Origin of the sequence: Aliiroseovarius marinus, assembly GCF_050881025.1 — a bacterium.
Classification (GTDB): Bacteria; Pseudomonadota; Alphaproteobacteria; order Rhodobacterales; family Rhodobacteraceae; genus Aliiroseovarius; species Aliiroseovarius marinus_A.
This window is the reverse complement of the sequence record NZ_JBNNXQ010000001.1, coordinates 1,107,163-1,121,327: the sequence shown is the minus strand read 5'-3', so window position 1 is coordinate 1,121,327 and position 14,165 is coordinate 1,107,163. Positions and strand designations below refer to the sequence as shown.

The 14,165-nt window shown below is 58.5% G+C and carries 16 protein-coding genes; 7 read left to right on the top strand and 9 right to left on the bottom strand.

Annotated elements, in window-relative coordinates; genetic code table 11:
* The 4 genes from ACRY08_RS05380 to ACRY08_RS05365 all read right to left on the bottom strand — a co-directional run.
* The coding region (locus ACRY08_RS05380) for a GTP-binding protein (protein ID WP_432448859.1) at positions 1-125 on the bottom strand (125 nt) is incomplete at its 3' end.
* A gap of 151 nt (positions 126-276) precedes the next feature.
* Complete coding sequence (locus tag ACRY08_RS05375) at positions 277-1,440, bottom strand: M48 family metallopeptidase (RefSeq protein WP_432448819.1); 1,164 nt, start codon at positions 1,438-1,440, stop codon at positions 277-279.
* A complete protein-coding gene (locus tag ACRY08_RS05370; protein ID WP_432448818.1) occupies positions 1,437-2,612 on the bottom strand; it encodes a DUF898 family protein in 1,176 nt (391 codons plus the stop codon). The genes ACRY08_RS05375 and ACRY08_RS05370 overlap by 4 nt, the downstream gene beginning before the upstream one ends.
* A gap of 3 nt (positions 2,613-2,615) precedes the next feature.
* Positions 2,616-4,949, bottom strand: coding sequence for a DNA topoisomerase IV subunit A (locus ACRY08_RS05365; protein ID WP_432448817.1), 2,334 nt, complete (start codon positions 4,947-4,949; stop codon positions 2,616-2,618).
* A 124-nt stretch (positions 4,950-5,073) separates the two neighbouring features.
* On the opposite strand from ACRY08_RS05365, the gene ACRY08_RS05360 reads away from it, so the two are divergent.
* From ACRY08_RS05360 to ACRY08_RS05335, 6 genes are all read left to right on the top strand, one after another.
* Positions 5,074-5,658, top strand: a complete 585-nt coding sequence (locus ACRY08_RS05360; RefSeq protein WP_432448816.1) for an SH3 domain-containing protein — start codon at positions 5,074-5,076, stop codon at positions 5,656-5,658.
* 105 nt (positions 5,659-5,763) lie between these two features.
* Entirely contained in the window at positions 5,764-6,594 is an 831-nt protein-coding gene (locus tag ACRY08_RS05355; protein WP_432448815.1) for an SDR family NAD(P)-dependent oxidoreductase, read from the top strand.
* Between the two features lie 121 nt (positions 6,595-6,715).
* On the top strand, positions 6,716-6,922 hold the full coding sequence (locus ACRY08_RS05350; protein WP_432448814.1) for a twin transmembrane helix small protein: 207 nt from the start codon (positions 6,716-6,718) through the stop codon (positions 6,920-6,922).
* Positions 6,922-7,494 (top strand): cob(I)yrinic acid a,c-diamide adenosyltransferase, encoded by a 573-nt coding sequence (locus ACRY08_RS05345; RefSeq protein WP_432448813.1) that lies wholly within the window; start codon positions 6,922-6,924, stop codon positions 7,492-7,494. The genes ACRY08_RS05350 and ACRY08_RS05345 overlap by 1 nt, the downstream gene beginning before the upstream one ends.
* Positions 7,495-7,883: 389 nt before the next feature.
* Positions 7,884-8,642, top strand: coding sequence for an electron transfer flavoprotein subunit beta/FixA family protein (locus ACRY08_RS05340; protein WP_432448812.1), 759 nt, complete (start codon positions 7,884-7,886; stop codon positions 8,640-8,642).
* The gene (locus tag ACRY08_RS05335; protein WP_432448811.1) at positions 8,642-9,568 is read left to right on the top strand and encodes an electron transfer flavoprotein subunit alpha/FixB family protein; all 927 of its coding nucleotides are present in this window, start codon (positions 8,642-8,644) and stop codon (positions 9,566-9,568) included. The genes ACRY08_RS05340 and ACRY08_RS05335 overlap by 1 nt, the downstream gene beginning before the upstream one ends.
* 117 nt (positions 9,569-9,685) lie before the next feature.
* Here the strand turns inward: ACRY08_RS05335 and ACRY08_RS05330 are convergent, their stop codons facing one another.
* The gene (locus ACRY08_RS05330; protein ID WP_432448810.1) at positions 9,686-10,516 is read right to left on the bottom strand and encodes a DUF6473 family protein; all 831 of its coding nucleotides are present in this window, start codon (positions 10,514-10,516) and stop codon (positions 9,686-9,688) included.
* A gap of 160 nt (positions 10,517-10,676) precedes the next feature.
* Between ACRY08_RS05330 and ACRY08_RS05325 the strand changes: the two genes are divergently transcribed.
* Entirely contained in the window at positions 10,677-11,552 is an 876-nt protein-coding gene (locus tag ACRY08_RS05325; protein ID WP_432448809.1) for a 3-hydroxybutyryl-CoA dehydrogenase, read from the top strand.
* A 64-nt stretch (positions 11,553-11,616) separates the two neighbouring features.
* Here ACRY08_RS05325 and ACRY08_RS05320 read toward each other — a convergent pair whose 3' ends face one another.
* The 4 genes from ACRY08_RS05320 to rapZ are packed head-to-tail and all read right to left on the bottom strand — an operon-like array spanning position 11,617 to position 14,123.
* Complete coding sequence (locus tag ACRY08_RS05320) at positions 11,617-12,522, bottom strand: lysophospholipid acyltransferase family protein (protein ID WP_432448808.1); 906 nt, start codon at positions 12,520-12,522, stop codon at positions 11,617-11,619.
* A 21-nt stretch (positions 12,523-12,543) separates the two neighbouring features.
* On the bottom strand, positions 12,544-12,816 hold the full coding sequence (locus tag ACRY08_RS05315) for an HPr family phosphocarrier protein (RefSeq protein ID WP_432448807.1): 273 nt from the start codon (positions 12,814-12,816) through the stop codon (positions 12,544-12,546).
* A gap of 4 nt (positions 12,817-12,820) precedes the next feature.
* Positions 12,821-13,213, bottom strand: a complete 393-nt coding sequence (locus tag ACRY08_RS05310; protein ID WP_432448806.1) for a PTS sugar transporter subunit IIA — start codon at positions 13,211-13,213, stop codon at positions 12,821-12,823.
* A 1-nt stretch (position 13,214) separates the two neighbouring features.
* Positions 13,215-14,123 (bottom strand): RNase adapter RapZ, encoded by a 909-nt coding sequence (gene rapZ / locus ACRY08_RS05305; RefSeq protein WP_432448805.1) that lies wholly within the window; start codon positions 14,121-14,123, stop codon positions 13,215-13,217.
* Positions 14,124-14,165 lie beyond the last annotated feature (42 nt).

The window sequence follows — 14,165 nt, the reverse complement described above, 5'->3', positions numbered from 1 at the left end:
TATGCCTGGAAGTCACCAAAATACTTGGTGATCGCTGCCGTCAGTGTGGTTTTACCGTGGTCAACGTGGCCGATCGTGCCAACGTTTACGTGCGGCTTACCGCGTTCAAACTTTTCCTTTGCCATGAGCCAAAGCCTCGTCTCTTGGGGGGTTCGGCTGAACCCGGGTTCAATATCGCGCGCTAGCTACTCGCTTGCGCGGGGAAAATCAAGGCTTCTGGTGGCGAGACCGCAGGAATTTGGCGAAGGCATCACATCGTGCGGGCGCAATGTTGGTTTATGGCCAGTTTTTCTTTTCAGGAATTGCCTCATCCGACTGGCGGGCGGAACCGCTGGCACATACCGCTTTCAGCGCATGCCACTGCGTTTGATCCAGCACCTTGCCATAGGCGCGATCAGGGTCAACCGCTGCTTGGGCAGCTGCAATCCGGTCCGCCATCTGAGGGTGCGATGCGAAATGCGCGATGATCCCCTCGGCATCTCCGTGTTCGGCTTTCAGGCGATCAAAGAAACTGCCCAATGCATGAGGAGAAAGGTTGGATTTCTCAAGCAATTCATGTGCATAGTCGTCTGCTGCGGCCTCAGCCGCCTGACTGTAACTTGCATTGATCAACTGGTTGGCCAGGAACAGGGCAATCGTGCCACCCGCGAAATCTCCGAACAAAAGCCCCAATACGCCCAAAGATCCCGCAGACCTGAGCGCATCACGGGTCGGGTCGCGATTGACCACATGACCGATTTCATGGGCAAGAACGGCCGCGACCTCTTCGGCGTTTTCCGCTTCTTCCAGAAGCCCACGGAAGAACACAAGTCGCCCACCGGGAAGCGCAAAAGCGTTGACCATATCGTGATCGAGAATATGGATTTTCACCTCGTATGGCAGGTCATCTGAGGGGTCGAGCCGGTCATACATGGCCTGCATCGCGGCAACACCATCCGGGGCGTCGCAAATGCGTGTGCCATCAAAGCCCGTTTCTGACAGGGCCGTGCGAATCTGTTCGAAGGTAGCATCGCCCAGCGCTTTCTCGCCCTCGGGGGGCAAAAGCGCTGCAAGCTGTGCGGCCATAATCGGCACGAGGAAAAAGATGATCGCCGCCACGGACGCCACCGCCCCGGCCGCCCAGGCCGCTATTTTACGAAGCGGGATCAGGCGATCGCGTCGTGACAGATGAAGCGCGCGGGCTTTCAGGTCGGCAATAACGCGGTCATCTTTCAGATACAGCCGCCGCAGCGGGTCCTTGGCAACCGCCACCACCAGACCGTCGCGATCTGCCTGATCGCGCAATGCGCGCAGCTGCTCCCATGCCCAAACGATACGGTCACCATCGGGCAAATCCATCGCCAGACCTTCAGCGCCCAAACTCACCCCCACACGCGTCAGATGGGCACGATCCCCCTGGGCCAGATCGGCAAAGCAATTTGGGCTGTCCAGCGTCGTCATATTGCAGCCCCGACATCAAGCGCATCGGCAAAGCCTTCGGCCTCGGCAAAAGCGTCGCGATCCCGTTGCGTGATGTCCATCAGGCCCTGCGCATCGATCAGACGGGTCACCTGCGCAAAATGGGCTGCAAGCGGCAGGGTGATCCATGCATGCACCATCGCGCGATAGGCCAGAAACACCCCGAAATAGAGCAGCGCAATGCCCGGACCAAGCAGTATGCCAAGCTCTGTAAAGTCGGACAGGTCAGCGTTTTCGAAATCACTCACCCCGGCGGCAAGTGTGATCAACATCACGGCAAATAGGACAAAGCCAGACAGGACAAGATTGATGAGCATCCCACCCAAAGCATAGATGCCCATGATCCGCCACGGGCGCGGCGCGGTTTCAAAACCAATCGCGCCCAGACGTTTTGCCTCGGTCATGCGTTTGAAGCTTTCAGCTTTCCAATAGGCCAGACCATAGATGAACCAGGGCAGGGTCAGGAACCCGAATGCAGCCCAGGCCGGGTTGTCAAAAGCGGCGGCCATGCCACCGGCCACAAGGCTCAGGATCAATGGGTAATAGACGTGTTTCATGGCACCAAAAAGCAACCCGCGTCGGCCAGATTGGGTAAACCGTTCTGATCCGAAATAGGTGCGTGACGCCCGGTATTTCTCTAACCAAAGCGTTGTGAGCGGCCACAAAAGGCCAAGGCTCAGGATGGCCACGCCCCAATGCACCATCGCGCGCCAACTGTAGCCCCACGCGCCCGGCTCGAGCCCAAACCGAATACCCCGCCATCGGGTGCGCGCCAGAATATAGCGGCGGGCGCGGTATTGCGCGAAAAAGATGATGGGCGCCAACCCAATGAAGCTGAGCACATAAGCCGCAGCATTCCCTTTCAGAAGGGCAAAGCTGAAATACATCAAAAGCAGGTTCACCACGCCGATATAGAACGCCATGAACACCACGGCGACAAGAAAGCCCAAAAGCTTCTCCAACGGGTCCCCCACATATTCCAGGGGCGTGCCGCCCGGCCGGATTGCGCTCCAGTAATAGCGGCGCAATCGGGTTTTGGCCCAGAAACGATAGAACCCCAGCGTCAACACAGTCAGAACGCCGGTGCGCAAGGCCAGCCAAAACATCGGCCCCTTAGCGCCGGCATATGTGGTGCCTATGACGGACGGAGGCATGGGTTAGGCGAACTTGTTGTTGCGCGGGAAGCCATGCGGCGGGGCCTTCCCGACACCAGCACGCTTACCAAGCCATGGCGACATATCGCTTTCCGTACGGGTGCGGTCCCCGGTTGCAGGCCAGGACAGGCCCTCTTCCAACGTGAAGGTCTTCACGTCAGACAGCCCCCCATCCAGCTCCAGAATGCCCTGCTTGCCGCGTGCAGAATTATACTTCTGCAAGCGCACGCCCTTACCGCGGGTCATCTCGTTGACCTCGGCCACCGGGAACACCAGAAGACGGCGGTTTTCCGAGATGATGGCCACGTGGTCGCCTTCGACCGGCGCACAGATTTTCGCCTTGGCCTCGCCGACATTCAAAACCTGCTTGCCGTTCTTGGTCTGCGCCAGAACGTCATCTTCCGTGACGACAAACCCATTGCCCTCGTTCGACGCAACCAGCCGTTTGCGGCCGGGTTTGTGAATGAACAAATCCACGATCTCGGCTTCGTTGGGCAGGTCTACCATCAGACGCAAAGGTTCGCCCATGCCGCGCCCTCCGGGCAGGTTGGCAGCTGATAGGGTGAAGAATTTACCGTTGGAATCGAAGACCAAAAGCCGGTCCGTTGTTTCGGCATGAAAGACGAAACGCGGGCCGTCACCATCGCGGAATTTCAGCTCGCGACCAAGGTCGATATGGCCGGACATGGCGCGGACCCAACCCATCTGCGAGCACACGACCGTGATCGGCTCACGCTCGATCATGGCCTCAAGCGGCACCTCTTCGACCTCGCCGGCCTCGGCGAACTGGGTGCGCCGCGCGCCGCCCTCATGCGCCTTGCCAAAGGTCTTCTTCGCCTCCTTGAGCTGATCGGAAATGCGATCCCATTGCAGGTGTTCGCTTTCCAGAAGGTCTTCCAGAGCCGCCCGTTCTTCCATCAGGGCATCGCGCTCGCGCACCAGCTCGATCTCCTCCAAACGGCGCAAGCTGCGCAGGCGCATGTTCAGGATCGCATCGGCCTGAACCTCGGACAGTTCACCCTCGCCCGGCGCAGGGCTGACATAGTCGGCCTCGGACATGGCGCGGACATGATCCATACCCCAGTTTTCACGCATCAGCGCGGCCTTGGGATCGTCGTCATAACGGATGATGTCGATCACACGATCAAGGTTCAGGAAAGCGACGATAAAGCCTTCCAGCACCTCAAGCCGATGGTCGATTTTCTCCATCCGGTGACGCGACCGGCGGCCCAGCACGTCACGGCGGTGATCAAGGAAGGCACGCAGCACTTCCTTCATCGAACACACTTTCGGCGTCACCCCGTCGATCAGCACGTTCATGTTCAAGCTAAACCGCGTCTCAAGGTCCGAGTTGCGGAACATCAGCCCCATCAAAAGCTCAGGGTCCACATTCTTGGACTTCGGCTCCAGCACGATGCGAATATCATCCGCGCTTTCATCACGCACATCTGCAAGGATCGGGACTTTCTTGGTCTGGATGACCTCGGCAATCTTCTCGATCAGCTTGGATTTCTGCACCTGATAGGGAATCTCGGTCACGACAATCTGCCATTGTCCGCGCCCCAGATCCTCGATCCCGTATTTGCAGCGCAACCGGAAGGACCCGCGCCCGGTCCGGTAAGCCTGTGCAATATTTTCCGGCGGTTCGACAATCACGCCACCCGTCGGGAAATCCGGGCCAGGCACGTAGTTCAGAAGCGTGTCGTCGCGCGCGTCCGGCGTCTTGATCAGATGCAAGCAAGCGTCGATCAGCTCTGCAATGTTATGGGGCGGAATATTGGTTGCCATCCCCACGGCGATCCCCGCCGCACCATTGGCCAGCAGATTCGGGAACTCGGCCGGCAGCACGACCGGCTCTGTCAGACGGCCATCGTAGTTGTCGCGAAAATCCACGGCGTTTTCGTCAAGGCCCTGCAACATGGCCTCGGCCACGAAGGTCATGCGGGCCTCGGTGTATCGACTGGCCGCCGGGTTGTCGCCGTCGATGTTGCCGAAATTCCCCTGCCCGTCGACCAGCGGATAACGCACCGCAAAATCCTGCGCCAAACGCGCCATGGCATCATAGATCGCCGCGTCGCCATGGGGATGAAAGTCACCCATGGTGTCCCCTGAAATCTTGGCCGATTTCAGGAACTTACCACCCGATGCCAGCTTCAGTCGACTCATCGCATAAAGGATGCGGCGGTGCACAGGTTTCAACCCATCCCGCGCATCAGGAAGCGCGCGGTGCATGATGGTGGACAGCGCATAGGTCAGGTAACGCTCGCCAATGGCGCGGCGCAACGGTTCTGACACTTCTTCGGGCTGGATTTCGTGGTTTTCGGTTACATCAGTCATAAATGTTGTGTATCTTTGTGAAAGTGTCGCGTAAAGCACAGACGCGCGGGGGGAAATCCAAATTACATTCCCCGCGACCAGATTTAAAGCGTGATGTTAACAGGTATTCGAGTAGGGGGATATTATGGGTATTATTCGAATGACATTGCTGACGGTGGGCGTAATGGGCGCCGCCATGATGCATTTTGGACGTGATGACGGCCTGCCAGCCGACAGAATCGGACGCGAGCCAACCGTGGATCAAAGCAGCATTGTCGCCGTCTCGGCGCAATTGCCCGCGGACAATGCAGCGGTGGTCGCACAGCCATCCGGAAACGAGGTCATTTCGACCGCAAATGCGCAGGCCGCGCCCGCGCTCGACCGCCCGGCGCCTGCATTGCTGGTGAAAGCTTCTGCAACGACGGACGACACCAAGCTGACCCCGGCCGCCAAGGCCGAAGCAGCGGCACGGGCCATGGCTATGACCAAGCCTGCCTCGGCCATCATGGCACCTGCAGATGATACCGGGATGGATACACTCTATGTCAGTGGTAGTTCGGTGAATATGCGCGGCGGACCATCGACCCGTTATGGCGTTGTGTCGCGCCTGACACGCGGCATGGAAGTGATCGAGATTGCACAAACCGACAATGGCTGGAGCCAGATCAAAGTGGTCGAAACCGGCGCGCGCGGCTTCATGGCCTCGAAGTTCCTGAAGCCTCAGCTTTAAGACAACAAAAAACGTTTCAAGAGCCAACTCGGGCGCAGCAACCACGCTGCGCCTTTTTTCATGGCGCACAGCCTGATACATATCTCGGGCGAAACAGGAGCAAACATGACAGGCAAATCCATCCTTATCACCGGCTGCTCGTCCGGCATCGGCTACGACGCGGCACATACCTTGGCCAAACGCGGCTGGCGCGTTTTTGCAACCTGTCGCAAAGACGCAGATTGTGAGCGCCTGCAAAGTGAAGGTTTGGAAAGCCTGCGTCTGGACCATGCGGATGAAGCCAGCATGGAAAGCGCCGTGAAAGAAATTCTGGACCGTACAGGCGGCACGCTGGATGCGCTGTTCAACAATGGCGCATTCGCCATTCCCGGCGCTGTCGAGGACCTGCCGACGGACGCGCTGCGCACAATCTTTGAGACGAATCTGTTTGGCTATCACCATCTGACCCGTCTGGTCCTGCCCGTGATGCGTGCGCAGGGGCATGGTCGGGTGATCAACAACTCCTCGGTGCTGGGCTTTGCACCGCTGCCATGGCGCGGGGCCTATGTTGCCTCGAAATACGCGCTGGAAGGTTTGACCGACACGCTGCGACTGGAGATGCGCGGTCAACCGATTGAGGTGATCCTGATCGAACCCGGCCCGATCACCACACGCATTCGCGAAAATGCCCAACCCCATTTTGAACGCTGGATCGACTGGCAAAACAGTCCCCGTCGCGGGCTATATGAAAAACTGCGCGAACGGCTTTACGATGACAGCGGCACACCAGACACGTTTGAACTGCCGCCATCCGCGGTGACGCAAAAGCTTGTTCACGCGCTGGAACACCCGCGCCCAAAGCCGCGCTATTATGTGACCACGGCCACCCGCATTGCAGGCATCGCCCGGCGCCTTCTGTCAACGCGCCTGAATGATCGCGTGACACCCAACGGCTAGAGCATTTCGACTTATTCTTGAGGCGCGACAATAAGTCGAAACGCTTTAAACACGCCATTTGGGCCTCGCAATTTGTGCCGGGGCCGTCTATCCAATTGCCGAACCCAGACTGCGAGGCCCCATGTCCGACGATCCCCTGTTCATGCTTGTTGCGCTGGCCTGCGCCGCCGTGCTGATTATCCTGATGCTGGGCATCGGGTCCTTTGGTGTTGGCGGCAAAACAGCACATAAGTATTCCAACAAGTTGATGCGCTGGCGGATCGGGGCACAGGCCGTGGCGATTGCCCTTATCTTGCTCTTTGTCTGGCTGCGCGGAGGAAACGGCTGATGGTTGTCCTGAACAAGATATACACCCGCACCGGGGACAAAGGTGAAACAGCGTTGGGCGACGGATCACGGCGCGCAAAACACGATGCCCGTGTCACCGCCTATGGCACCGTCGACGAAACCAACGCAACAATCGGTATGGCGCGACTTCATGCTGAAGGCGAAATCGATGCAGCCCTCGCGCGCATTCAAAACGATCTGTTTGATCTCGGCGCAGACCTGTGCCGACCAGAGATGGAAAAAGATGCCGACGCGGAATACCCGCCACTGCGCATGGCACAGGAACAAGTGGACCGGCTTGAAGCCGAGATCGACGCGATGAATCAGGCGCTGGAACCGCTGCGCAGCTTCATCTTGCCCGGCGGATCGGCACTGGCCGCACACCTGCACCTGTCGCGCACCGTCAGCCGGCGCGCAGAACGCCTTGCGACCGAACTGGCGACGCAAGAAGACATTAACCCGGTCACGGTCAGATATCTGAACCGCCTGTCAGATTGGTGCTTCGTGGCCGCCCGCGTCGCCAATGATGACGGGAAAACTGATGTGCTTTGGGTGCCTGGCGCGAACCGCTAGGCGGGTCGCAAACGCTCCCGCGCCCTTTGCAACCTGGCGGTTGACGGGCTTGGGGGCGGCCCGCGCTGCGCGCGGGCAGACAAGATCCGGCAAACGTCATCCGCCCCATTTTCTTGTCGAAAATACCTCGGGGTCGCGTCAAATCTCTGATTTGGCGCAGGGGCAGCGCCCCTCAGGCTCACGCAGTGAGCCACCGATGCCGCAAGTCGATTCCCTGCGCTTCCCTTGAAACGGAAACATTCTTGCAAAGAATCCCCCCCAAAACGAAAGAACGCGACGTCCCCGGCACCGTACGTGACGATTTTACGCTGTTTTCAGCGCGTCCAACCCGCTAAACGTGTCGCGAGAGCATGACTGCCCCTCGGGGCTTAACTGGGAGAACCACGCCAATGAAGGTGCTTGTGCCTGTAAAGCGCGTGATCGACTACAACGTGAAGGTTCGTGTGAAAGCGGACGGAACCGGTGTCGATCTTGCCAACGTAAAAATGTCGATGAACCCCTTTGACGAGATTGCCGTTGAAGAGGCCATCCGCCTGAAAGAGGCCGGAAAGGTCGACGAAATCGTCGTTGTATCCATCGGCGTGAAGCAAGCTCAGGAAACCCTGCGCACGGCTCTGGCCATGGGCGCAGACCGCGCCATTCTGGTCACCGCGACCGATGATGTGCATGACGATATCGAGCCGCTGGCCGTTGCCAAAATCCTTGCCAAAGTGGTCGAGGAAGAACAGCCCGGTCTGGTGCTGGCTGGCAAGCAAGCCATCGACAACGACATGAACGCAACCGGCCAGATGCTGTCGGCCCTTCTGGGCTGGTCGCAAGGCACCTTTGCCTCCGAGCTGGACATCGATGGCGACAAGGCCGTTGTGACCCGCGAAGTTGATGGCGGTCTGCAGACCATCAAGGTTTCGATGCCGACCATCGTCACCGTTGATCTTCGTTTGAACGAGCCGCGCTATGCATCGCTGCCCAACATCATGAAGGCCAAGAAAAAGCCGCTGGACGAGAAAACCGCCGCCGACTACGGCGTCGACACCGCGCCGCGTCTTGAGATCGTCAAAACCGAAGAGCCCGCCGCACGCGCTGCCGGCATCATCGTCGGTTCGGTTGACGAGCTGGTAGAGAAACTCAAAGAAGCGGGGGCTGTATAATGGCTGTTCTTCTTCTCGCAGAAGTCAACAATGGCGAACTGGCGCTGGACGCCACTGCCAAAGCTGTCACCGCCGCGAAATCGCTGGGTGACGTGACCGTTCTGGCCGCTGGTGGCACCGCTGCCGCCGCTGGTGAAGCCGCTGCCAAGATCGACGGTGTCGCCAAGGTTCTGGTTGCTGAAGATGCGTCGCTGGGTCACCGCCTGGCGGAATCGACCGCTGCCCTGATCGTATCGCTGGCTGGCGACTATGATCACATCGTGGCGCCTGCCACCACCGACGCCAAGAACGTGATGCCCCGCGTGGCCGCTCTTCTGGACGTGATGGTGATCTCGGACGCGACCGAAGTGGTCGATGGCGACACGTTTGTACGCCCGATTTATGCCGGCAACGCCATGCAGACCGTGAAATCGTCGGATGCCAAGAAGGTCATCACCTTCCGCACCTCGACCTTTGACGCGGCTGGCGACGGTGGTTCGGCACCGGTCGAGACCGTATCGGCTGCCGCTGATCCGGCCCTGTCGGAATGGGTTGAAGACAAGGTTGCCGAAAGCGACCGCCCCGAGCTGACCTCGGCTGGCGTTGTTGTTTCGGGTGGCCGTGGCGTTGGTTCGGAGGAAGACTTCAAACTGATCGAAACCCTCGCTGACAAGCTGAACGCCGCCGTTGGCGCCTCGCGTGCTGCCGTGGATTCGGGCTATGCCCCGAACGACCTGCAGGTGGGTCAGACCGGCAAGGTCGTCGCCCCGGAGCTTTACATCGCCGTCGGCATCTCGGGCGCCATCCAGCACCTTGCTGGTATGAAAGACTCGAAGATCATCGTTGCGATCAACAAAGACGAAGAGGCGCCGATCTTCCAGGTGGCCGATTTCGGTCTGGTCGCTGACCTGTTCGAAGCCGTCCCGGCGCTGACAGAGAAGCTCTGATCCATTTGATTTGAGATCAAAAAGGCCCGCCAGTTTGGCGGGCCTTTTCTTTTGCAACGTCAGGCAGGGGGTCCCCCGCGCGCCGGGACAAAGCGCGGCCTGAAATTGCTTCCTTGATTACCTTGACCGATCCAACAGACCGGCTTCCAGTGCATGTGACGCTTTCAGATGCGCAACACTCCCCAGCATCTGGTCGGCGGCGGCCCGATCGGTCTCGGCAAACAGCAAGCTATCCTTGCCGACTTCAATTTCCTCGGGGGACACGACGACTTCGCATATGTCGTGCACAAAGGGCCGCACCTCGTTGATCATCTCTTCGTCAACGAAAAGCGGATCAGGGCCAAGCAGGCCGGCCTGCGCTCCCTGCGAAATTGGGTGATCCGCCAGCCAAAGCAACACCACGCGGGAACGAACACGCGGGATCAGTGTCTTCATCCGAGCCACCCAAGCTTCGCGCAGCTCTTGTTCGACCATGGCAAAGCGGTCCTCGGAAATCTCCTTCAACGTCGTCAGCAGATGCCGCGTGAAATTGAACTCGGTGAAATCAACCTCGCGGTAGATGGCTTTCAGAAGGTTTGATGCCCGCAAAAACCGATCATTGCGTCGCGGATGCACTGCGTAGAACCGGTTCGACATATTCGCAGCGCCAGGGATTTGGATCACCGTTGCACGGGCGCCGTTACAGGCATCCAGCACGCTTTGATCGTTCAGAAAAACGTCCAGCCCGGCATTCTGACATCCCATATTGATGACCTTCACACCCGCTTCCTGTTCAAGGATCGCAGGATAGGGGCGCTCCATGAACCGCCCATAGGTCTCGGTGCCACCCAGAGCTACGATATAGTCACCGTCCAGCGACCGTTTCGGCCCCCGAAACAAGATTTTTGATGCGCCGTATCTGCACGGCAGATAGTCCAGTGGTTCCTTATCAAGCTTTTCGTAAGCCATTCCACCCACTCCATAACATTTCACCCGAAACGGAGATTCGCACCAAACTCTTGCCAAATCGCTAAACGTAGAATGCGGATTAATCTGTTAGGGCGCGCTTAACCCTTGCACCCCAGACGAGCCGACGCATAGTCTGTCAAAGCAGAAGAAGGAACATTGGATGAGCATTGAGTCAGTGGGCGTGGTCGGCGCCGGTCAAATGGGCAACGGCATCGCACATGTCATGGCACTTGCAGGCTACGAGGTTCGGCTGAACGACATCAGTCAGGACAGTCTGGACGCAGCTGTCGCGCGCATCACCAAGAACCTTGACCGGCAGGTCTCTCGTGACGCAATCGCGGCCGAGGATCGCGACGCCGCCCTAGCGCGAATCTCGACCACGCTGAAGCTGCCCGATCTTGGTCAGACCGACCTTGTGATCGAAGCCGCCACAGAAAACGAGACCATCAAGAAGCAGATTTTCGACACGCTCATTCCCCATCTGAACCCGGACACCATCCTGACCTCGAACACCTCGTCGATCTCGATCACGCGGCTTGCCAGCGGGACAGACCGGCCCGAGCGATTCATGGGGTTTCACTTCATGAACCCGGTGCCGATGATGCAGCTGGTCGAACTGATCCGGGGCATTGCAACGGACGAACCAACTTATAAGGCCTGCCTGAAAGTTGTTGAGAACCTGGGCAAGACCGCGGCGAGCGCCGAAGACTATCCTGCCTTTATCGTGAACCGCATTCTGATCCCGATGATCAACGAGGCCTGCTATGCGCTTTATGAAGGCGTGGGATCGGTTGCCTCGATTGATGCCTCTCTGAAACTGGGGGCTAATCACCCGATGGGACCGCTGGAGCTGGGTGATTTTATCGGGTTGGACACCTGCCTTGCGATCATGAACGTGCTGCATGATGGGCTGGCGGACACCAAGTATCGCCCCTGCCCACTTTTGGTGAAATATGTCGAAGCCGGCTGGGTCGGGCGCAAAGCCGGGCGCGGGTTTTATGACTACCGTGGCGACGCACCAGTCCCGACGCGGTAAGACGGTGGGCAGACAAAACGACGAATTCATAAAACGACAGGGCGCCACGAGGCGCCCTTTCTGTTCAACGCGAGCGCAGAGACAATGTATGCTCGCGCAACCACGCCATGAACCCACGCGGATCACTGTTAAGCGGCTCCATCTCGCTATCCGTCAGCGGTTTGCCCACCACCGGCTTGATCGGTCGGTTGCAGCTTTTCACGATCTCATGCAGCAAAAGCGCCTGACGCATGGTGGCCGAAAGCCGGTTTGCGATCTGGTACCAACGGGTATTGGCGCCCGGGAAGTAAATCGGCACCACGCGGGCACCTGAGCGGCGAATGAGCTGCGCTGTAAAAACATTCCATTCCCGTTCAATTGCCGGCCCCATCAGACTGTCTGATGACGCCACAACGCCCGACGGGAACAATGTCACCAGCCCGCCCTGTTTCAGGAAGGCCATGGTCTGCGCGCGCATTTCGACCATCTTCTTTTGTGCTTCGGGATCATGGGGGAACGGCACCGTGATCATGTAAGACGAGGCAACCTCGTCCAACCCGTCCAGCACCGAACGCGTGAGAATGCGGTAATCATCACGCCGACGCCCAATGAGTTCAGCCAGCACCATGCCATCAACCAACCCATGCGGGTGGTTTGCGACAACCACCACTGGCCCCTCCAGCGGGATATTGGCCAGCTGCTCATCCGGCGTCTGAACCGTGACGCCCATCACATCCAGACAGGCCTTCCAGAACGCCTGCCCCTTGGGAGCGCCACGCTTTTCTAAATTGCGCACCATGCGTAGGATCGACAGCTTACCGGTGAACCATTCCACCGTTCTGATGATCAGGGATTGCAGCGGGTTGTTGAATGAATTCGCATAGGTCAGGCTGCGCCGATCATATTGCTGATGCGACAGGGTCGGCTTCAACGCGTCACCTGTTTGCGTTGCAGTGTTTTTCTGAACATCCTGAACCACGTTGACCTTCATCCTTGACCGGCACGCCGATGCTTACATGCCTTCGCCGAACTTATCAGCAACCAGCGCCTCTAGCGCGTTCATCAATTCTGCTGCCTGCGGACCCGAGGTTTCCACCTCGATGGTCGTGCCCTGAGACGCGGCCAGCATCAAGAGCCCCATGATTGAATCCCCTTCTGCATCCAGACCGTCTTTGGACACCCGTGCAGATGCATCATGGTTTTCAACCGTATCGACAAATTTCGCCGACGCCCGGGCGTGCAAACCCTTCACATTGATGATCTCAAGTGACCGACTGTTGCTCATGCCATTACTCCTCACTGACATCGATACAGTCGATGTATTTGCGCCCTGCAGCAAGCGCCTTCTGCGTCGACGCCTCGACCGAGAGATGCCGCGTTTTCGCAAGTTTCAACAGCATGGGCAGATTGGCACCATAAAGAATCTTGCGATTGACCTGACAGCAAGCGGTCAGCGACAGATTTGCCGGAGAGCCACCAAACATATCCACGACGATCACAACACCGTCGCCATTGTCGACCTCGTCTGCGGCCGAACAAATCTCGGCACGTTTTCCATCGCGATCACATTCCGCATCGGTGGAAATGGCGCGCATTCCCGGCTGCGCGCCGACCACATGTTCGACCGCCGCCAGATACTCACGCGCCAAACCGCCATGCGCCACGATCACGATACCGATCACGTCAGTTCCCCGTTCCTTTCACCCCACCCGTACGGGCGTGGCGTTCCAATTCCCGATGTCTAATTGACACCTGCCGCCCTTTGGTTGCAAGCAACTTTGCCAATCTTTCCGCTAGGGCAACTGACCGGTGCTGCCCGCCCGTGCATCCAAAGCCAATGGCAAGATGAGACTTGCCCTCGTCGCCAAAGGCTGGGATCAGAAATTCTGCCAAACCGCTGACCCGGTCGAAGAATTCAGCGAATCTCTCATCTTCAGTGACATAGTCCGCCACCGCATCACTGCGCCCATCCAAGCCACGCAAGGCAGGCTCCCAGTGAGGATTGCGCAGGAAACGCGCGTCAAACACCATGTCCAGCCCGCGCGGCACCCCGCGCTTGAACGAAAAGGAATGCACGGACACAGCCAGCGCTTCGTCCCCTGACACGGAAAGCCAGCGCATGATTTCAGCCTTCAAGTCATGCGGGGACAGATCCGAGGTATCAATCAAAACATCCGCTCGGCCCCGCACTGGCACCAACAGCTCAAGCTCGCGATCGATGCCATGTTGTGGGGTTTCCGCCGGGGCCAAAGGGTGACGCCTTCGAGTTTCGGAATAGCGACGCACAAGCACATCAGGCGTACTGTCGAGATACAAAAGCTCCATATCGATGGCGTCGTCTTCACGAAGGTCTTCGATCATCTTCAACATGGTTTCCGTCGAAAAATCGCGATTGCGCACATCCACGCCCAGCGCCAAAGGATGACCCAATGCAGGCCCGGACAACACCCGGTCAATCAGGGACAAAGGCAGGTTGTCGATCACCTCGTAGCCGATATCTTCGAGCACCCGCACCGCCGTGGTGCGACCCGCCCCGGACGGTCCCGTGACAAGGACCAGTTTCTGACCGGATTTGGTTTTCTCGTTCGTCATGGCAACTGCTTTCTCTGGCACCCCCGAAAAGCCCCGGGCTGT